Source organism: Collinsella sp. AM20-15AC, assembly GCF_003471405.1.
In the GTDB taxonomy this organism is placed as follows: Bacteria; Actinomycetota; Coriobacteriia; order Coriobacteriales; family Coriobacteriaceae; genus Collinsella.
Window position 1 is genome coordinate 28,833 of the sequence record NZ_QRJA01000021.1, and the last position, 19,402, is coordinate 48,234.

A 19,402-nucleotide genomic window follows, 5' to 3' on the forward strand; every position below is an offset into this window, starting at 1 on the left:
CAGAGTTATTGAGTCTTCGTCGTGTCTGTTTGGGTAGTTCCGCTCACCCTAATACCCAGTTTGTTCCAGCCATCGGGCGTTTTGCCGTCCGCTCGGTAAAAGTTGACGACCATCGAACCCGGCTCCATGGTGAACGTAGCCGTGCGTTTTTCAACATTCACCGTCGCTCCATGGTTGATCTCGAAGAACCGGTCGATCTCCACGTTCTCCCCCCACGTGAGCGTGACGCTTGCCGGTGCGCCCGTAACCGTCACGCGGTAGTTGTACGCAGCGTAATCAGCAAACTTGCCAGCCTCATCAACAAGCGCGCCCTCAACCGCAGCGGTCTTGACCTCGGCCTTCTTTGACGGCACGACTTTCGCCGCCAGACAGGCTAGCTCGGTGCCGGGGCTCTGCTCCGATACGACCGTGGCCTTAATCACAAAGTATGCTTGTCCCAACTTACCCTCGGGGAAGGTCACGGTGTAGTCCTTCTTGGTGGGCTGATTCTCCGGAAGCGTGACGCTGCTACCGGGCTGGGGTTCATAGCTCCACGTGGCGCCATCGAGCCCATGCCCCTCGACCGTCAAGGTGTACGTCACGTTTTTGTCGTTGCAGAAGTTGCTGTTGCTCAGCAAGTAGTTGTAGATGCTAAAGGTAAAGTTGCACTGCCCGCTGCTGGGATACACCGTAACGGAGCGCTGGGCACGGTCGAGCTCGTCGCTGCTAGGCGTACTCATGTAGCCCGTGAGCAGGTCGCTCGCAAACAGGCTCTGAGCGGTGCCTGTCGCGGCGACGGACTTAAGAAATCCGTTGGCGATGTAGGCGGAATAGGTAAAGTAGCCACCCGCCACGAGCGCCACGGCACAAACAAGCGCGATTGCCGCCACAACCAGCTTATTCTTGACGAGGCTTTTGCTTTTTACCAGCTGCTCGCACTCGGCATCCTGCTGCTTCTCTTGCTTCTCCATGTGCGCCCCCTCTCCTACTTACCGCTCGTGTTGCGCGCGATCAGGTAGATCACGTCGGTCTCTTTGGTGCTCTCGTCCCACGAAAGCTTGATGATAAAGTTGAGCGTGTCATTGCCAGTCGAGCCGTCGAGCGTCTTGGCGTTGAGTTCGCTTTTGCCGAATTTCTTGTATCGGTAGAGCGGGCGCGCGTTGCGCTGGACGTTTTGATAGTCCTTGAATGTAGGGTCGCTTGCGCCCTCGCCCGGGTCTTCGATGGGCGTGAAGCTCTTCAGCAGATCCGTTTCATACATTTTCCAGCTATAGGGCTTGCCGCCCGCAGTGCCGCTCACATCGTGAGCATCACCTGGGCCCGTATCCTCAGCTTTATACAGCTCGATAGTGAGACCCGTAATGTTGGTCGTATTCGCAAGCTGCAGCTCAAACCCGTCGCCGCCCGTCTGCACGCAAAACGGGCGCTTGAGCGTCACCGTGCTGCCAGTCTTGGTATCGCCGTATTCGGGGTTGTAGCTCAGGTCGATCTGCTCTGTTGCCGTAGCGTTGGGGCCCAGCACCTTGAGCTCTGCCGGCTCCTTGATCTTGCCGACGGTGGAGCCGCGATTGGCATCGACAAACCATCCGAGCGTCAATCCCAGCAACACGAGAAGCACGGCCACCAGACCCATGATGGCCAGGGATTCGCGACGGTGGTCGCTCACCCAAGCCTTGATGCGCTCGATGCGGCCAGCCGGACGCGCTTCGCCGTGCGAGCCGAACCCGTTGCCGCCGGGGTTTGCCGCTCCTTCGTTGTGTTTGATATCGCCCTGCTCGCGGGCATTAAGCTGCTCGTCCATTTATTAATCCGCCTCCTTGGCGGTGAAGCGCACGCGAATGTACTTGACGTTCTTGCCGATAATCTCGTCGGCGTTGTTGTAGTAGCTGGCGCAGGTTTCCACATCCGCAGAGGACATGCCGGCTCCGACAGGCGGAACCGCGCTAGGCGCCTGACCTGGCACGCTCGTGCTATCGGCGCGGAAATAGCGCGCGTGGTTATTGTTGATGTCGCCGACGAGGGCTGCGTATCCCGCGGCGGGGTCCGTGCTCGCAAAAAGGTTGCCACCGTAGCCGGCGTTGCCCGTGCGAACGTAGCTCTTAAACTGCTCCGGCCAAATCCAGTAGAGGGTTTTGGGTACGGTTTTGGTCGTGCTATTTGAGTCCGCAGGGCAAAAGTCCGACGCCGGAATGGTAAAGCTCTGCGTGATGACGGTAACGCTGGCTCCGTCCTGGGTCACCGTGGTTGTCGTGGGGACCAGCGGATTGGAGTAAAAGCCAGAGGTGTCTTTGCCCTGAAAAACCAGGATATGACCGCGCACCAAATCTTTAAGCGAGTTGATGATCTCTTCGTTTTTCGATGCATCCGCAGCGGAGCCCATGCCGACAGCACTCGTCTGGACGGAAATCTCCCAGGTCATCTCCACCGTGATATCGTGCAGATCGTTGCAGAGCGGCTTGACGTTGAGCTGGAGCTGACCAGCCGACCCCGGAGAGAGACTGCCATCGGCACTCATGTTATTGAGGTTGAAAAGATTGTTCACGGCAAGGCTTGTACTGTCCGACGCGTAGTTGTCCTGGGCGTCGTACTTGCCCGCCGTGCCGCCCTGCGTTCCCGAGAGCACAAACCGCGGACCCTTCGCCCCGATCGTGCTCCCCGTGGCGCTCACTCGGTTATTCGCGGCAAACCAGGCCAGGCATGCAAAGATGGCAACGATGGCGGCCAGCACAAACAGACCGCTCACCAGGAAATCCTTCCAGAAATCCTTGAGGGTCCGCGCGTGCTCGTCGGCAGCTTGGCGGTACTCGGCCGCCGTCTTGTGCTGCTGGAGCTCGCTATGTCGGTCCATGCCACTCATCGCTTGCGTTTGCCCTGCTAGCGGGCGTGCCATCCTTTCCGCTTGGTCGCGATCAATCCGTTGCTCGTAGGCATAGAATTCAGGCAGAATACAACACCATACGATAAGGTAAAAGAATAGCATTGACCTGCGGTTTGCTCCACAGCGCAAGCCTTAATGATGTCTTAAAGATTACGAATAGCAGCTTCTTCCATATGCCAAGGACATGGTGCAAACAAACCTGACCACTTGCACCAATCCGCAGCACCGGGCAGCGGGCACACGGCGTGCCGCCCCTTAACACCCCAACGCGCGCACGGGTATCACGTAGATACCGTCCTCGACCTCGCGGGCGTACTCACCCACCCCCACAATCACGGCCATAAACTCCGGTTCGCGTGTGCGTGAACGAGGATTTCCACAGACCTTCTTGCGAACGCGCTTGAGGCTCTCGACGCCGGCGCTCGCTTTATCTTCACTCACCTTAATCTCAAAGGCGGCCCACCGTCCGTCGGCTAGCTGCACGATAGCATCGCACTCAAGGCCCGAATCGTCGCGATAATAGCGCACGGGCGTGCTATCCAGCAGGTCGAGCGAACGTGCGTAGACCGAAAGGTCGCGTATGACCAAATTCTCAAACACCAGACCAAATGTCTGCCAGTCGGCAAGCAGCGCCTGCAAGGACATACCTAGCAAGGCGCAAGCAAGGCTCGGATCTGCCAGATAGCGCTTGGGCTTGACGGTAAAGCGTCGTTTGTCGCGCGCGGCGGGAACCCAACCGGGGACCTCCTCGAGAATGAACATGCCTTTGAGGGCATCCAGGTACCTACGCACCTTGGTCTCGTCGGCAAACGCTGCGGGCTCCTCCTCGGCACCGAACATATCCATAAGAATCGTTTTATACGTGGTTGCCTGTCCCAGATTGCGCGCGATCGATGCAGAGACTCGACGAGCAATATCGGGGTCGAGACCGACCGCCGGAAAGCTGCTCGAAAACGTGGTGTTGAGATATTCGCGGGCGATGAGCTGGGCGTCAGCCGAAACCATATCGATCGCCTCGGGCCAGCCGCCGCGGCAAGCGGCTTCGACAAGCCCCGGTGTATCGCCATTGCACCGACAGGGCTCAAAACGATGCTCAAACAAGCCCGCCAGGCTCACCTTGCCGTTGGACTCGCCTGTCTCGGCAAGCGTCATGGGGTGCATGCGGACGCGGCCGATGCGGCCGGCTCCACTATGCGCGGGCGCCTCCGCCTTTGAGCCAAACGCAGGCGTGGAGGAACCCGTGAGGATATAGGCGCCGCGCGTACCCCGGGTGCGGTCAACCTCGTGTCTAACGTAGTCCCAAATTTGGGGAACGCGCTGCCACTCATCGATAATATGCGGACGGTCTCCCAGCAACATCATCGCCGGGTCGGCACGCGCGAGGTCGAGATTCTCGTCGACATACGAGACGGACGCCCCATGCTCAAGCGCGGCCCACGTCTTGCCACACCACTTGGTGCCTGCAATCTCGACCGCGCCAAAGACGTGAAGGTAGCGCTCGATTTGCGCATCCACGATACGTGGGATGTATCCGTCCCGATGTAGCCTCTCACCTGCCATGAGCCACCCCCGCAGATTTCCAGGTCCTGCTTTCTGATTCTTCTATTCCACTGTAGCAAATTCGGATTTTCGGGTAGTTGCGATTCGGATTTTCGTGTTCATATAGTTCGGATTTTCATGTTCTAAGGATTCGGATTTTCGGGTGCTCAAGATTCGGATTTTCTGAACCCGCTGATCAGGGACACTCTATTGGCAAAAAGGCGGGGAGCGCCGATACGGCACTCCCCGCCCACTCAATACGCGATAGCTTTCTTGCTTAGAGCTCGTTGGCCGCGTGATACGCCGTGCGAATGGCGCTCGCAATATCGGCGGTACGCTCGCCCGAGCAGTCGCCCACGCAGGTCACGGGCACCGTCACGCCGTCCAGGTCAAACGCGTTGGCCTTGGAGCCCACGGCCATCACCACGTAATCGCAGGCGATCTTCACCGGCTCCTCGGCGCCGTCCTCGGTGGTGCGAATGGCCTCCACGCCCTCGTCGGTAATGGCGGTCAGGCGGGTCTTCACGTGCTGCTCCACGTTGTGCTCGGCAAAATCGCTCATGATCAGTGGCAGAATGGTCTCGGACTCGCCCGCGGCAATCTTGTCGAGCATCTCCACGATCGCCACCTCGCAGCCGTGCTGCAGCAGGTACTCGGCAGTCTCGGTGCCCACCAGGCCACCGCCAATGACGGCGACGCGGCCCGTAAGCTCCACCTTGCCGGCCAGCACGTCCCAACTCGAGACGACCTTGTCCGAATCGGCACCCGGAACGGGGATGACCACGTCGTGCGCGCCCACGGCCACAATCGCAGCGTCGGCGGCGTTGAGGTCCGCGGGGCTAGCGGCATGGTTGAGCTCAACCTTCACGCCCAGGCCGGGCAGAATCTTCTCGTAGTACTCGACCGAGCGCATGATCTCGTCCTTGCGCGGGGGCGCGGCCGCCAGCACAATCTGACCGCCCAGATGATCGCTCGCCTCGTAGACGGTCACGTCGTAGCCGCGCTTGGCCGCCACGCGCGCGGCCTCCAGGCCGGCAATACCGCCGCCCACCACGGCAATCTTCTTGTCGCCCTCGCCCGGCTTAATAGCGATGGTCGCCTCGTCGCCGTTCTCGGCATTGAGCACGCACGAGATGTACTGGCGGTTTTGAATCGCATCGACGCAACCCTTGTTGCAGTTGAGGCACTCGCGGATGGGCTCACCCGTGGCGGCCTTGAGCGCAATGTCGGGGTCGCACATGAGCGAGCGGCCGTACGCGACGATGTCGGCCGAACCGTCCTCCAGGATCTTCTCGCCGGCCTCAACCGAGACAACGCGGCCGACGGTTGCCACCGGCACAGAGACCAGGGCCTTGACGCGCTCGGCCACGGGCAGCGTCCAGTTGTAGGGCATGGCGCCCATGGGCGGAATGGTGTCGCCCATGTTACCGGTGTGGTTGGCCTGCGCGACCTGGATCATGTCGATGCCCGCGCCCTCGAGCAGCTTGGCAAACTCGCAGGCCTCGTCGGGCTGCAGACCGCCCTTGCCGCGCGGCGTGCCGTCGGGGTTCTCCATGATCACGGGGAGCTTGTACTCCACCATCAGCTGCGGCGCGGCCTCCTTAATGGCGGCGACGACCTCGAGCGCATAGCGAACGCGGTTCTCGAACGAGCCACCGTACTCGTCGGTACGCTTGTTGAGGATGGCAGAGCACAGCGAACCCACCAGGCGGTCGCCGTGGACCTCGATGGCATCGATCCCAGCCTGCTGTGCGCGGGCGGCCGAGGCGGCGATGGCCTCCTTGATCTGGGTGAGTTGCTCTACGCTCGCCTCGTTCACAAAGTGCTGCATGTCGTGGTGCAGCTTGGCATAGGCCTGCTTGCGGATCTCGTTGGACTCGGCCATCTTGGCGGCAAAGGTCTCCTCGTCGCCGGCGGCCTTGGCCTCCTGCGCAGCTTTCGCAGCGGCCATGGAGCCCATGACCATGCGGCCGACGCCGGGCACGTCATACTCGGGGTGGAACAGCTGCAGCGCGACCTTGGCGCCGTGTTTGTGAACGGTGTCGGCCAGCGCCTTAAACGTGGGGATCTGGGCGTCGGTCGCCAGCTTGGGCGTGGGGCTCGCGGTCATAACGGGAGCGACGTCGCCGATGACGATGTAGCTCACGCCGCCACGGGCCAGACGCTCGTAAAAGGCCAGGCTGCGCTCGCCGATGGAACCGTCGCGCTCCTCGTAGCCGGTGGTGAGCGGCGGGAACATAATGCGGTTCTTGAGCTCAAGGGGGCCAACCGTAATGGGCTGGAGCAGCTTGGATGCAGGTGCGGTCATGGATATTCCTCTCTTGTAGGCGCGGCGGCGATGGTGCCGCGTAGTTGTCTAGAGGATATGGCATGGGAGCACAGTGGCGCAACGGAAATCGGCGAATATCAGGTGGCGGCGGGTGGATGGGGATGGGCGGGGCGGCCCGTCGGTTTATCTCAATCTGTAACAGTTACGCGGCAAAATCGGGTCTTACTGTTACAGATCGAGACAAACGGGACCCGCCTGCTAGAAAATCTCAATCTATAACAACAACTCGGCGAAATCCGTCCCTCGTGTTATAGATTTAGACAAACGGGACCCAATCCACCGGTATATCTCGATCTGTAACATCTAGCCGCCCAAATCGGGTCTAGATGTTACAGATCGAGATCTTTGATTGAGAGGTTGGGAATTGGACCGAAAACACGGTCCCGGAATAACAAAAAAGCTCGCCGGCTAGGCCGACGAGCTGCAAGTTCTTGGTCGCGGGGGCAGGATTTGAACCTACGACCTCCGGGTTATGAGCCCGGCGAGCTACCAGACTGCTCCACCCCGCAATGTCTGGGCGCCTCATGTGCGCAAGAAAGAATATTACGCGGGAGTTCGGTAAACGGCAAGGAAAATCTCGTAGAGCATAATTCCTTCATATTTAAACCCCTCAGCCCATATCACCGTAAGCGAATCGCAGCCTGTCGCCGACGGCACGTATACAATGGTGCGCGTCCTTTTACGCCGACACCTGGAGTAGACATGCTGCTCGCTATCGATATGGGAAACACGCAGACGGCCATGGGCCTGTTTGACGGAGACGAGCTGGTGCAGTCGTGGCGCATGCCCACCGACCGCTCCTACACCGCCGACGAGATCCATGTGCGCCTGATGGGCTTCTTTAAGATGTACGACCTCTCACTCGACGCGGTCGACGCGGTCGCCTTTGCCGGCGTGGTGCCGCAGCTCTCGCGCGAGTGGCACGCCGTGGCCGACCGCATCGCGGCGGACGCCATCGTCATTGGACCGCAGACGGCGGCCGTGACCAAACTGCGGGCGGCGAACCCCCAGGCCGTGGGCGCCGACCGCGTCGCCAACGCCGTTGCCGCCGAGACCTTCTACGGCGCGCCGGCAATCGTGGTGGACTTTGGCACCGCGACCAATATCGACGTTATCGACGAGAACGGCTATTACATTGGCGGAGCAATCGCACCGGGCATCCGCATCTCCATGGATGCGCTCGCCGCCCGTGCCGCCAAACTCGCCAGCGTTCCGCTCGAGGCGCCCGAGCATGCCATCGGCCGCGATACAGAAGAGTGCATCAAAGTTGGCGCCGTCGTGGGCGCCGCCGCCATGGCCGAGGGCCTGGTCGCGCGCATGAAGCGCGAGCTGGGCCGCGACGATGCCACCGTTATCGCCACGGGCGGCCTCGCCGGCATCGTCGCCGATTCGACCGACGCCTTCGATGTGATCGACGGACAACTTACCATTAAGGGCATCTGCGAAATCTACCGCCGCATGCAGGAGCTGGGGTAAGGCAGGGGCTTAAGTCGAGCATGCCCGATGCCACAGCCCCCGCAAACGTTCGCCAAGCCTATTCCTCAAAACTGAATTATTTTCAATTATGAGGAATAGCAGCTCCTCGAATACACCCAGCACAGCGATATCGTGCATGTTTCCTATTCCTCAAAAACGAAAATTTTTCAGTTTTGAGGAATAGGGCGCTGGCAACCCATTCCCCAGATAGGCGAAACCCTCCCCAGCACAGGCCGAAGAGGGCTTCGTTGTCATCGTTATCTTTGAGCGCGGGCGCCTCGCGTTACAGTCCGCGAATCCGTACGGCCTCGGGCGGAAACTCCTGCTCGCCGGCATCGGTCTTGATGGTCGCGCGACCCCAGATGTCCAGGCCCGCAAACACACCGACCGCAAGCGGCAAACCGTTGGGCGACACCGCCGCGACCTGACGACCCAGCAGTGGCACCATGTCAAAGTACTCGCCCAGCACCGGAGCCAGCGGGCCGGCAGCGCCCTGCGGCGTGTTGGCGGCAACCGCCCAGGCGTCAACGCGGGTCAGCACAGCGGCGGCCAATGCCTCGATCAGCGCCTCATCTGCCATATCCACGCCAAGCTCACCCAGCGCCGCACGCTCAATATCAACCGTCACCGCGGCAAACATGCCCGCAGCACCGGCACCGCCGTTCACGGCAACACGCGCGAGCGACGCCTCAAACGCAGGCGCACCGCACACGATATCGCTCGGCCACTGGATACCCACTTTACCGGCAAGGCCCAACCCCGGCGTCGAAGCCGTGCCCACGAGCGCGTCCATCATGCCCATCGCGGCCACAAACGGCAGGCCGTGGAAGGCGTGCATGTTCACATCGGGGCGCACAACCAGCGAAAACGTCAGCGAAGCATCGCCCACGCTCCACGCGCACCAGCCCGCGGACACGCCCTCGCGGCCCGCGTCACGCGCCGCGTCGAGCTCGGTGCCAGCGGCAACAGCATTCATCTCGATCATCTACATACGCCCCAATTCGCCCACGATATGGCCCACGCGATCCTCGGGCTCCTTGACCTCGACGCCGTTGTAGCGGAAGAACCGAGCCGGGTCGTGCATCAGGTCCTCGAGCGGCACCAGCACAAAGTCACGCTCGCCGATCAGCGGATGCGGCAGGCGCAGCTTCTTGCCGCCGTGGGTCTCGCCGTCCATCCACAGCAGGTCCAAGTCGATGGTGCGCGGGCCGTTGGCCTTGGCCTTCTTGGAACGGTCGCGGCCCAGCTCGGCCTCGATCTTCATGAGCTCGTCAAGCAGCACCAGCGGAGCCAGCTCGGTCTTAATCTCGATGACGGCGTTGGCAAACGCGTCCTGGCGCGTCTCGTAGGCCGGCTCGCTCTCGTAGATCTTGGAGGAGTTGGACACGCAGGTGAGTGGAATCTCGGCGATCATGTCGCGTGCGGCGCGGATGTTGTCACAGCGATGCCCCAGGTTGGAGCCCACGGCCACAAACGCGCGGCGCGGCTGCGGCTTGGCAACCGCCCAGTAGCCGTTCAGGAACTGCGCAAAGCCCGCGGCGTCGTGCACGCGCACAATGTTGGCACCGGCCTGGATGGCGCCCAGGCACACGCCAAACGTAGCGGCATCGCGCTCGGCGGCCTCGGTCACGCCCGAGACGGCGCCCACAAAGCGCTTGCGCGATACGGCGCACATGAGCGGATAACCCAGTGACGCCATCTTGGCAGTCTCGCGCTGGATGACGATGTCCTCGTTGGCCGTCTTGCCAAAGCCCGGACCGGGATCAATGCAGATGCGGTCGCGCGACACGCCGGCGTGGATGAGCGCGCGGGCCTGGTCGGACAGAAAGCCCATGACGCGGCGCATGATGGGCGCCGAATCGGGCAGGGTGAAGCGGCGGAGCTGCGAGGTGGGCACGTAGGCTTCCTCGCGGCGGGCGCTGCGGCGCATCATGGCGGCCAGGCGGTCATTGGGCTCCGATGCGGCCTCGGTGGCCTCGGGCGCGGGCGCGACGGTCTCGGCGGCAGCAGCCTGCTCGGCGGCCGGCGTCTCCTGCTCGCTTGCAGGCTCGGTCGCGGGCTCCGGATCGCCAAACGGCAACGAGGGCTGCACCACGCCGCCCGGAAGCTTGGCCTCCGGCTTAGGCTCGCCCAGCAACTTGCCGCGACGGCGGCGAGCCGGCTTCTCAGCCTCACGCGCGGCCTCGGCAGCCGCCTCGCGCGCCTTCTCGGCAACAAACGCCGCAGCCGAGGTATCGAGCTGCACCGTTGCGTGCGTGCGTGTAGGCGCGGCGACCTCGCCGGCATGCATCACGATGACGCCGCAGGTGCTCGTCTTAACAAACTCGACCATCTTGGGGTCGGTGAAGCCCGTCACGTCGTTGACGATCGAGGCGCCGCAGCGCACGGCCGCCTTGGCAACCGCCACGTGGCGCGTGTCGATCGAGACGATGGCGCCCTCTTTGGCCAGCGCGCGCACCACGGGCAGCACGCGGCGAGCCTCCTCGTCGGGATTAACCGGGGTAAAGCCGGGGCGCGTGGACTCACCGCCCACGTCGATGATGTCGGCGCCGGCGTCAAGCATCGCCAGGCCGTACTCGATGGCGGCATCCGGGTCGAAGTGCTCCCCGCCGTCGCTAAACGAATCGGGCGTCACGTTGAGGACGCCCATGATGCGCGGACGGTCAAAGCTGAGCTCATACTTTCCGCACCGCCATGTCTTGCTGTCGTTCGCCATGAACATCCTCCTAAAATGCCCACGCCGCCGAGCTTGGGGAGCTGGCGGCGGGGTCGCTTTGCACTCAGTCTTTCTATTGTATCCGCGCACACGGGCTAGAACGCAAACGCGGCCGCGATGTCGCAAGAAATCAGCAGGTCGGCATTTGCATCCTGATCGGTAGGCGCCAAATTGCAAATGGCCAGCGTATCGCCAGTAAAGTAACGCGTAAGGCCTGCCGCCGGATACACCACGAGCGAGGTCCCACCCACAATGAGGGCATCGGCCGCGGCAATGGCGGCAACGGCACCGGTCAACACATGCTCGTCGAGCGGCTCTTCGTAGAGCACCACATCGGGCTTGATGCGACCACCGCACGCGGGGCACACGGGCACGCCCGCGGCGTCCTCGTGCTCGCGCGAGCAAATCCACTCGGCGCTATAGACCGCGCCGCACGACTGGCAAATGTTGCGATGGACCGATCCGTGCAGCTCGAACACGCGCTGCGAGCCCGCCATCTGATGCAAGCCGTCGATGTTTTGCGTCACCACGGCATCAAGCTTGCCGGCGCGCTCCAGCTCGGCCAGCTTGGTGTGACAGCGGTTGGGCTTAGCGTTAAGCGCGATCATCTTGGTGCGGTAAAAGTCGAAGAACTCGGCCGGATGTGTCTCATAAAAGCTATGCGAGAGCATAGTCTCGGGCGGGTAGGCAAACTGCTGGTGATACAGGCCGTCCACGCTGCGGAAATCGGGGATGCCACTTGCCGTGGAAACACCAGCGCCGCCAAAGAAGACCACGCGCTTGTGGGTGTCAAACAGATCCGCCAGCGCGGCGGACGCCTGCCTGGGGTCCGATATTGCCTGCGTCATATGAGCCCTCCGTCCTTGTTGATCGGGCGGCGTCGGGCGATGTCCCAGCATGCGACCTTTAAGTCAGCATGCGCGGAGCCCACCCCGCCCCTGTTGCGCTAATCTTAAGCCTGCCAACCCCGTCGAAAGGACACCATGCCTCAGACTTACACTTTCGCCTCGTGGAACGTCAACGGCCTGCGCGCCGTGCTCAAAAAGGACCCGAGCTTTATCCAGATCGCGCAAGAACTCGACGTCGATATCCTGGCGCTGCAAGAGACCAAGTTGCAAGAAGGCCAGGTCGATATTGACCTGCCCGGCTATCACCAAACCTGGAGCTACGCCGAGCGTAAAGGCTATTCGGGCACTGCGGTCTTTAGCCGCCAGGAACCGCTGCGCGTGCTGCACGCCGACGCACTGCTACCCTACGCCGGCGAGAACGAGGCGGCCGTACTCGTCGCCCAAGCCGCAACCGAGGGCCGCGTCTGCGCGCTGGAGTTCGACAAGTTCTGGTTTGTGGATGTCTACACTCCCAACGCGCAAAACGAACTCGCCCGCATCGACGTGCGCATGGCCTGGGACGATGCTTACCGCGGCTTTTTGAACGCGCTCGAGCGCGAGACCGGCAAACCCGTCGTGACCTGCGGCGACTTTAACGTGGCGCACGAGGAGATCGACCTTAAGAACCCCAAGTCCAACCGCGGCAACGCCGGCTTTTCGGACGAGGAGCGCGGCAAGTTTACCGAGCTGCTCAACGCCGGCTTTACCGATACCTGGCGCGCGGCAAACCCCGACGTCGAGGGCGTCTACAGCTGGTGGAGCTATCGCTTTAATGCCCGCAAGAACAACGCCGGCTGGCGCATCGACTACTTCCTGGTAAGCGACGCAATCGCCGACAACGTACGCGACACCGGCATCCGCGGCGACATCTTCGGCAGCGACCACTGCCCCGTCACCCTCACGCTAGAGCTCTAGCCCCAGCTGATCCCCTGGGGACGGAGGAAAACGAATCATTTTGGGCCTCGTGGTGGTATCCACGTGACCCATCCGCCACGAAACACGCCCATCTACTACGTTTAAGCCACCACCCTCAACCACAGCGAACAACGCAAAAAGAAAACCGCAGGTAGAAAGCCTGCGGTTTTTCATAAAACGCAGTTGTGTTTGGGGGTGTCGGGTCAAACGTAGTAGATAGGCTGATTTCGTGGCGGGCGAGTTCAGCTGATTCCCCGGGGACGTCTGGAGACGGAAGAAAACGGATCAATTTGGCTCTTGAGGGTCACGACGCCCGTCATATCAGCCGGCCATTCCAAAACTATGCCAGTTTACGGGGCTAAATCGCGAACCCCCAACCATACGCAATTCCGAAATAATAAAACCGCAGGTAAACGGCTTGCTCTATTTCAAAAATAGCCGGCATGGTCTGCTTGTGCCAATCTGGCCCCGTAAACCGGCATAGTTTTAAAATGGCACTTCGGCAGTATTGATTCCCGCCCCGGCGCAACCAGCCCTACAGTCCGTACTTCACGACGACTCGGTTGATGCGGCGACACCAAGGCTTGTACAGGGCGACCAAAAACACGCAGGTCGCAAGGCCGTGCGTGATATCGAACGGTACGGCGGTGGCAAGACGCGCCATGGCACCCGCCCACGTGAGCGGTTGAACAAAACCGATAATGTCGTAGGCGTTGATCACAACGCCGTACAGCAAACCCGAAGCAAAGCCGTAGGTCAGCAGCGCCGGCATACGCACGGTGCCGTCGGCGCGGTCGAACGCACCCGCATGCGCCAGCGCGCCGCCAACATAGCCAACCAGGCCCCAGGCATACATCTGCCACGGCGTCCACATGCCCTGTCCAAAAAAGAAATTGCTGGTCAGCGCCGCCAACGCGCCAACCATAAAACCATTGCGGCGACCAAGCGTCGCCCCCGCAATAATGGCGATGGCACTCACCGGTTTAAAGTCGGGAATGGGGCCAAACAGAATGCGCCCCGCCGCAGCCAACGCCGCCAGAACCAGCGTTGGCATAATCTGGCGTAAGCCCGGGCGCGACGCCTCGTAGCCCGCAAAGAACAGCGCGAGCACCAGCGCCACCACGACAAGCATGGCAAGTGCCGCCTGTTCAACGCCCGCCAGCAACGCCGCAGCCATCACGGCTGGCACCGCCAGCAGCAGCGGTATCTCCAGTTTTGCGAGTAGGCGCACGATGCGATAATCCGCCATCCCATCACGCCCTATAAAACACGTTGTCGGCAAAGAAGTCGGTCGGCGGCTCCATGCAGGCGATCTCGCCATCAAACATCATGGAAATGTCATCGGCAACCTGCTCGGCAAAGTCCAGGTCGTGCGTCGCCATGACGACGGTGCCGCCAGCCTGCGCATGGTCGCGCAGGGCGCGGGCGATGATGCGGCGGCTGGCCAGGTCCAAACCCTTGGTGGGCTCATCGAGCAATAGCAGTTCGGGGCCGATCAACAGCAGCTTTGCCAACGCAAGCAGCTGACGCTGTCCGCCCGAAAGATCGTACGGATGGCGCCCATCCAGACCCGACAGCCCCAAGCTCGCCGCACGCTCCCGCGCCAAGTTCTCGTCATATCCGCAGGTCGAGGCCCATTCCATCAGCTCATCGCGAACCGTCTCGGCAACCAGCAATGCTTTGGGGTTCTGAGGCAGCAGCGCCGCCGAGGCCGCTCCGCGCACCATGCGACCGCGCTGCAGCTTGGCGGTCTTCGCCAGCACCGAGAGCATCGTCGACTTACCGCATCCGTTGCCGCCCACGATCGCATGCACCGCACCGGCCGAAAACGCCACGTCGAGCCCGCGCAGAACCCAACCGCCCGCGCGATCGTAGCGAAACCAGCTCCCTGCCAGGGTGGTAGCCGACCCGCCGTACATTTTTTGGAGTATTCTGCTCCCATCCGTGCGCGGGAAGGCTTCCGAGCCGTTCTCGAGCGACGTTTGCGCCACAAATTCGGACGATTTGTCCAATTCCGAACTTTTTTTCGCGCTCGATACGTCCCCGGGCGGCTCCAGAGAGCCCAAATTGTCCTCACGCCTGCTGAATACTCCGTTTTTTGCACATCGGACGGCACCCCACCCCAACATGTCGTCGGAAAACAGCGATTCTCGACGCCCCAAAGAAGCCATATCCGCCACCTCGCGCACGCGACCGTCCTCAATCCGGTACGCACACGTCGCATACTCGAGCATTGGGCGCGGTTGATGCGTAGCCACAACAACCGTGCAGCCCAGCTCGCGATTCACACGAAACAGCGCGTGCAGAAAATTCTTCTCGGCAACGGGATCGAGCTGAGACGTGGGCTCGTCGAGTAGCAGCACACGCGGACACAGCGCCAGGACGGCGGCAAGCGACAGCAGCTGCTTGCGGCCGCCCGAAAGCGTATCGGTATCGCGATGAAGCCAGTCCTCCAGACCAAAGAAATAGCTGGTCTCAGCTACGCGACGGCGCATCTCATCACGTGCTAGCCCCAAGTTTTCCAGGCCAAACGCCATCTCGTGCCACACGGTTTCGCACACGATCTGGTTCTCGGGATCCTGGAACACATAGCTCACGCGCTCCGCCGATGCCCGCACGTCCATGTCGGCAACGTTCTCGCCCAGCACGCGCGCATCACCAGTGCGCTCGCCCGCCGGAGCGATCTCGGGCTTGAGCAGCGACAGCAGCGTCGATTTGCCCGACCCGGTACCGCCAACAAGCAGCGCAAACGCACCTTGGGAAACACGCCAATCAAGTCCCTCGAGCACCGGTGCCTCGGCCCCGGGATAGGCAAAACTAAGGCCTCGCACCTCAATCGCCGGCGTGGCCGAGCCATATGCCACACCCGCCGCCGAGCTCCTATCAAACCGAGCCATCAACCAAACCTCTTCTCATCAATCGCATGCAACGCGCAAGGCAGCACCATCCAGGCAGCGTACACGACATAGCCCGGCCACGGCGCCGGCACCGAGAGCTGCGGATAAAACGAATACTGCGTCGTCGCGGTCCACGCCACTGCCGCCGTGGCCACGCCAAACAACGCAAGCCCAACCAGCGCGGCAACGTCGCTGCGCCCCAGTCGATACCGCGCATACGTCGTTCGACGCGTCGCGGCGCCCCACCCACGGGAGCGCATGGCGTCCGCGCGCTCCAGCGAATCTTCCATGCCCCAGCCCATCAACACACTCGATGCCCGCAAACGCGAACGCACGGGGTCGGCCGGCGCGCGGCCCGGCACATCGATCGCGTCCTGCACCGCCAGCACCGTGCGGCCGCGGCGCAAAAACTGCGGGATAAGCCGCATGCACATCGAGATCATGAGCGCGAGCACCGGCGCGGCGTTGCCCAGCAACGCGAGCACCTTGTCGTATTCGAGCATCGACGCCGCAGCCTCAAACCACAGCACGCTCGCCACAAACAGCCCGCCCATACACAGGCCGTATACCATGCTCTCCAAATACACTGCGCGCATGCCGATGCGGAACAACTCCGTCGAGCCCGAGGCGCTAAACAGCGGGTTGACCAGCGCAATGATCAAAATCACCGGCAGCTGCCAGCGAAGCGCGTTCAGTGTGCGAGCAGCCCCGCGGGTCGCAAAGCCGTATGCCAGCCCGCCTGCGAGCGACAGCGCGATCAGCACCGGTTGCATCGAGAACATGGTGAGTCCCAGCGTTAGCGCCATGTAGAGCGCAGGCACCGCCGGGTGCGACATCGAGAATGCCGCGACGGGCTCGATGGCCGACCTCTCTCGCATATTGTCCACGGGCACCCGCCCTCTCACCCAAATACCAATGCCGCAGCGCCGCAAACACCGCACAAGCAGCGCAACCGCCGCGCCGGAACCACAAACCCAGCCGCCGCGGCCCAAACGTTACGCGCTCGTCATATGCCTGCGGTATCATATTGCGCCGTGTATCGTTTCCAAACACACGTCTCTATAACGTAACAGGAGATCACATGGACGCAACCGCAATTATCCTCGCTGCCGGCGAGGGCACCCGCATGAAGTCGAACCACTGCAAGGTTTCGCACAAGATCCTGGGTAAGCCCATGGTCCAGTGGATCGTCGACGCCACCATCAAGGCCGGCTGCAGCCGCGTCGTGGTCGTCATCGGCAGCCACGCCGACGAGATGCGCGCCCTCATCGACGGCGCCTACGCCAACAGCGCCACCAAAGTCGAGTGCGTCGAGCAGACCGAGCGCCTGGGCACCGGCCACGCCGTAAAGGTCGCGCTCGAGGCCTGCGGCATCACGCAAGGCCCCGTCGTCGTGCTCAACGGCGACCTGCCGCTCATCACCGCCGACACCGTCGCCAAGTTCGCACAGACCGTCGCCACCGGCGAGCTCGCCTGCACCGTCATGACCATGACCCCGCCCGATCCTTTTGGCTACGGCCGCATCAAGCTGGGCGCCGATGGTCAGATCGAGCGCATCATCGAGCAGAAGGACTGCACGCCCGAGCAGGCCGCCGAGCTACTCGAGTGCAACGCCGGCTGCTACGCCTTCGACGGCGCGCAGCTCGCCGCCCACATTAACGAGATCGGCAACGACAACGCGCAGTCCGAGTACTACCTGCCCGACATGCTCGAAATCCTCAAGGGTCACGGCCAGGCAGTCTCCATCTTCCACTGCGACGACTACCGCGACGGCCTGGGCGTCAACAGCCGCATCCAGCTCGCGCAGCTTACCGCCATCGCGCGCGACCGCATCAACGAGCACTGGATGGCCGAGGGCGTCACGTTCATCGACCCCACGCAGGCTTGGATCGGCCCCGACGCCACCATCGGCCGCGACACCGTCGTGTGGCCGCAGACGCACCTGATCGGCCACGTCACCGTGGGCGAGGAGTGCCAGCTCGGCCCCAACAGCCGTCTCACCGACACCACCGTCGGCAGCGGCTGCGTCATCGACGAGACCATCGCCATCGAGGCCGTCATCGAGAACGGCGTCGACTGCGGCCCGCGCGCCTACCTGCGCCCGGGCACCCACATGCTCGACGGATCCAAGGCCGGCACGCACGTGGAGATCAAGAAGTCCACGATCGGCGAGGGCTCCAAGGTGCCGCACCTGTCCTACATCGGCGACACCACCATGGGCTCCGGCGTCAACGTGGGCGCGGGCTCCATCACCTGCAACTACGACGGCGTCCACAAGCACAAGACCGTCATCGGCAAGGATGCCTTCATCGGTTCCGACACCATGATGGTCGCACCCGCCCAGATCGGCGACGGTGCACTCGTGGCCGCCGGCTCCGTCATCACCGAGCCGGTCCCGGCCGACGCACTCGGTCTGGGCCGCGCCCGTCAGGTAAATATTGAGAGCTGGGCCGCCGATTACCGCCGCCGCCTGCACGAGGACGACGAGGTATAACGTTTTACCAAGCACAAAAGGAGCTGTTCCATGGGGACAGCTCCTTTTTCTATGCTGACCTGCGCGGCCGGAGAGTGGTCGGTTCGTGTCCGTTGACGGTAAAGACGTTATCAAGACCCGATAAACCCCGCCGCGCGGTTACAATGCAACAAGGCATCTATATGGCATTCGATATTAAAGGAGAAGGGTAATGCCGATTAATGATCCCGAGAAGTCGGAGAATATGCGCAAGTCCATCCGTGTGTATTCCGGTTCCTCCAACCGTCCCCTCGCTCAGAAGATTGCTGAGTACCTTGGGGTCGAGCTTTCGGGCCTTACGCTAAAGCAGTTCGCCAATGGTGAGATTTACGCCCGCTACGACGAGACCGTCCGCGGCGCCGACGTCTTCCTGATTCAGTCCGTGGCCGGCGGCAACGTCAACGACATGCTCATGGAGCTGCTCATCGCCACCGACGCTGCCAAGCGCGCATCCGCCCGCTCCATCACCGCCGTCATCACCCACTACGGCTATGCCCGCCAGGACCGCAAGGCCGGCCCGCGCGAGCCCATCACCGCCCGCCTCGTCGCCAACCTGCTCGAGCGCGCCGGCGTCAACCGCATCATCACCCTCGACCTGCACCAGGGCCAGATCCAGGGCTTCTTCGATATCCCGGTTAACCACCTGTCCGCACTGCCGCTGTTTGGCCAGTACTACAACGACATGCACTTCGACACCGACAACCTGGTTGTCGTCTCCCCCGACGTGGGTCGCGCCAAGGCCGCCAAGAAGCTGTCCGACATGCTCGGCTGCGACCTGGCCATCGCCCACAAGGGCCGTCCGCGCCACAACGCCGCCGAGGTCATGGGCATCATCGGCGACATCAAGGGCAAGACCTGCATCATCAACGACGACATGATCGACACCGCTGGCACCCTGTGCGCCAACGTCAAGGAGCTCAAGGCTATGGGCGCCGGCGACATCTACGTCTGCGCCACCCACGGCATCTTCTCCGGTCCGGCCATCGAGCGTCTGAACGACGCCCCCATCGTCGAGTGCGTCGTCACCGACGCCATCCCCGTCGAGGTCGGCGGCAAGATCAAGACTATCTCGGTCGCCGAGGAGTTCGCTCAGGCCATCTCCGCCGTTTACCACGAGGAGCCCGTCTCCACGCTCGTCGGCGGCGACTTCGCGCTGTAGTCCAACGCGTATCGCATCATCTTTGATGTTTTTAAAGGGTCGGAAGCTCGCTTCCGACCCTTTTTCTATGGCTCTGTTAGACCAAGGTTGACACGATCGGCTGTTCGTCGAACCG

Annotated in this window: 15 protein-coding genes and 1 tRNA gene; 4 read left to right on the top strand and 12 right to left on the bottom strand. The window is 62.2% G+C overall.

Annotation, left to right across the window (positions count from 1 at the left end):
* Positions 1-5: 5 nt before the first annotated feature.
* From DW233_RS07670 to DW233_RS07695, 6 genes are all read right to left on the bottom strand, one after another.
* Positions 6-950: a hypothetical protein gene (locus tag DW233_RS07670; protein WP_118267598.1), complete on the bottom strand. Its 945-nt coding sequence runs from the start codon at positions 948-950 to the stop codon at positions 6-8.
* Positions 951-964: 14 nt separating this feature from the next.
* Positions 965-1,780 carry a hypothetical protein gene (locus DW233_RS07675; protein WP_118267600.1) on the bottom strand — a complete coding sequence of 272 codons (816 nt, stop codon included), beginning with the start codon at positions 1,778-1,780 and terminating at the stop codon, positions 965-967.
* A gap of 3 nt (positions 1,781-1,783) precedes the next feature.
* Positions 1,784-2,827 (bottom strand): hypothetical protein, encoded by a 1,044-nt coding sequence (locus DW233_RS07680; RefSeq protein ID WP_147357145.1) that lies wholly within the window; start codon positions 2,825-2,827, stop codon positions 1,784-1,786.
* Between the two features lie 285 nt (positions 2,828-3,112).
* Positions 3,113-4,372: an ATP-binding protein gene (locus DW233_RS07685; protein ID WP_233547965.1), complete on the bottom strand. Its 1,260-nt coding sequence runs from the start codon at positions 4,370-4,372 to the stop codon at positions 3,113-3,115.
* 301 nt (positions 4,373-4,673) lie between these two features.
* The gene (gene bilR, locus DW233_RS07690; protein ID WP_118267606.1) at positions 4,674-6,704 is read right to left on the bottom strand and encodes a bilirubin reductase, long form; all 2,031 of its coding nucleotides are present in this window, start codon (positions 6,702-6,704) and stop codon (positions 4,674-4,676) included.
* 453 nt (positions 6,705-7,157) lie between these two features.
* Positions 7,158-7,234 (bottom strand) — tRNA-Met (locus DW233_RS07695).
* A gap of 193 nt (positions 7,235-7,427) precedes the next feature.
* Between DW233_RS07695 and DW233_RS07700 the strand changes: the two genes are divergently transcribed.
* Entirely contained in the window at positions 7,428-8,201 is a 774-nt protein-coding gene (locus DW233_RS07700; RefSeq protein WP_117855378.1) for a type III pantothenate kinase, read from the top strand.
* 283 nt (positions 8,202-8,484) lie between these two features.
* On the opposite strand, the gene DW233_RS07705 is transcribed toward DW233_RS07700, so the two are convergent.
* The 3 genes from DW233_RS07705 to DW233_RS07715 all read right to left on the bottom strand — a co-directional run bounded on the left by DW233_RS07705 (position 8,485) and on the right by DW233_RS07715 (position 11,765).
* Entirely contained in the window at positions 8,485-9,186 is a 702-nt protein-coding gene (locus DW233_RS07705) for a hypothetical protein (RefSeq protein ID WP_117776604.1), read from the bottom strand.
* Complete coding sequence (gene folP, locus DW233_RS07710) at positions 9,187-10,917, bottom strand: dihydropteroate synthase (protein WP_117766302.1); 1,731 nt, start codon at positions 10,915-10,917, stop codon at positions 9,187-9,189.
* A 95-nt stretch (positions 10,918-11,012) separates the two neighbouring features.
* On the bottom strand, positions 11,013-11,765 hold the full coding sequence (locus DW233_RS07715; protein WP_117776603.1) for an NAD-dependent protein deacylase: 753 nt from the start codon (positions 11,763-11,765) through the stop codon (positions 11,013-11,015).
* A gap of 135 nt (positions 11,766-11,900) precedes the next feature.
* Here DW233_RS07715 and DW233_RS07720 point away from each other — a divergent pair, with 135 nt between their 5' ends.
* On the top strand, positions 11,901-12,719 hold the full coding sequence (locus DW233_RS07720; RefSeq protein ID WP_117629805.1) for an exodeoxyribonuclease III: 819 nt from the start codon (positions 11,901-11,903) through the stop codon (positions 12,717-12,719).
* 535 nt (positions 12,720-13,254) lie between these two features.
* Here DW233_RS07720 and DW233_RS07725 read toward each other — a convergent pair.
* From DW233_RS07725 to DW233_RS07735, 3 genes are read right to left on the bottom strand one after another with little or no spacing between them, the layout of a single operon-like run.
* A complete protein-coding gene (locus DW233_RS07725; RefSeq protein WP_117766305.1) occupies positions 13,255-13,968 on the bottom strand; it encodes a DUF6580 family putative transport protein in 714 nt (237 codons plus the stop codon).
* A gap of 4 nt (positions 13,969-13,972) precedes the next feature.
* Positions 13,973-15,616: an ABC transporter ATP-binding protein gene (locus DW233_RS07730; protein ID WP_118267608.1), complete on the bottom strand. Its 1,644-nt coding sequence runs from the start codon at positions 15,614-15,616 to the stop codon at positions 13,973-13,975.
* Positions 15,616-16,494 (bottom strand): energy-coupling factor transporter transmembrane component T, encoded by an 879-nt coding sequence (locus DW233_RS07735; protein ID WP_118267612.1) that lies wholly within the window; start codon positions 16,492-16,494, stop codon positions 15,616-15,618. Before DW233_RS07735 ends, DW233_RS07730 begins: the two co-directional genes overlap by 1 nt.
* A 203-nt stretch (positions 16,495-16,697) precedes the next feature.
* Here DW233_RS07735 and glmU point away from each other — a divergent pair, with 203 nt between their 5' ends.
* Positions 16,698-18,110: a bifunctional UDP-N-acetylglucosamine diphosphorylase/glucosamine-1-phosphate N-acetyltransferase GlmU gene (glmU, locus tag DW233_RS07740; protein ID WP_118267610.1), complete on the top strand. Its 1,413-nt coding sequence runs from the start codon at positions 16,698-16,700 to the stop codon at positions 18,108-18,110.
* A gap of 190 nt (positions 18,111-18,300) precedes the next feature.
* Positions 18,301-19,287 (top strand): ribose-phosphate pyrophosphokinase, encoded by a 987-nt coding sequence (locus tag DW233_RS07745; RefSeq protein ID WP_089573682.1) that lies wholly within the window; start codon positions 18,301-18,303, stop codon positions 19,285-19,287.
* Positions 19,288-19,402 lie beyond the last annotated feature (115 nt).

Excerpts from the sequence above, each read along its gene's own strand:
- DW233_RS07670 (WP_118267598.1), bottom strand. The coding sequence starts at position 950 with ATGGAGAAGCAAGAGAAGCAGCAGGATGCCGAGTGCGAGCAGCTGGTA.
- DW233_RS07675 (WP_118267600.1), bottom strand. The coding sequence starts at position 1,780 with ATGGACGAGCAGCTTAATGCCCGCGAGCAGGGCGATATCAAACACAAC.
- DW233_RS07680 (WP_147357145.1), bottom strand. The coding sequence starts at position 2,827 with ATGGACCGACATAGCGAGCTCCAGCAGCACAAGACGGCGGCCGAGTAC.
- bilR (WP_118267606.1), bottom strand. The coding sequence starts at position 6,704 with ATGACCGCACCTGCATCCAAGCTGCTCCAGCCCATTACGGTTGGCCCC.
- DW233_RS07700 (WP_117855378.1), top strand. The coding sequence starts at position 7,428 with ATGCTGCTCGCTATCGATATGGGAAACACGCAGACGGCCATGGGCCTG.
- DW233_RS07705 (WP_117776604.1), bottom strand. The coding sequence starts at position 9,186 with ATGATCGAGATGAATGCTGTTGCCGCTGGCACCGAGCTCGACGCGGCG.
- folP (WP_117766302.1), bottom strand. The coding sequence starts at position 10,917 with ATGGCGAACGACAGCAAGACATGGCGGTGCGGAAAGTATGAGCTCAGC.
- DW233_RS07715 (WP_117776603.1), bottom strand. The coding sequence starts at position 11,765 with ATGACGCAGGCAATATCGGACCCCAGGCAGGCGTCCGCCGCGCTGGCG.
- DW233_RS07720 (WP_117629805.1), top strand. The coding sequence starts at position 11,901 with ATGCCTCAGACTTACACTTTCGCCTCGTGGAACGTCAACGGCCTGCGC.
- DW233_RS07725 (WP_117766305.1), bottom strand. The coding sequence starts at position 13,968 with ATGGCGGATTATCGCATCGTGCGCCTACTCGCAAAACTGGAGATACCG.
- DW233_RS07730 (WP_118267608.1), bottom strand. The coding sequence starts at position 15,616 with ATGGCTCGGTTTGATAGGAGCTCGGCGGCGGGTGTGGCATATGGCTCG.
- DW233_RS07735 (WP_118267612.1), bottom strand. The coding sequence starts at position 16,494 with ATGCGAGAGAGGTCGGCCATCGAGCCCGTCGCGGCATTCTCGATGTCG.
- glmU (WP_118267610.1), top strand. The coding sequence starts at position 16,698 with ATGGACGCAACCGCAATTATCCTCGCTGCCGGCGAGGGCACCCGCATG.
- DW233_RS07745 (WP_089573682.1), top strand. The coding sequence starts at position 18,301 with ATGCCGATTAATGATCCCGAGAAGTCGGAGAATATGCGCAAGTCCATC.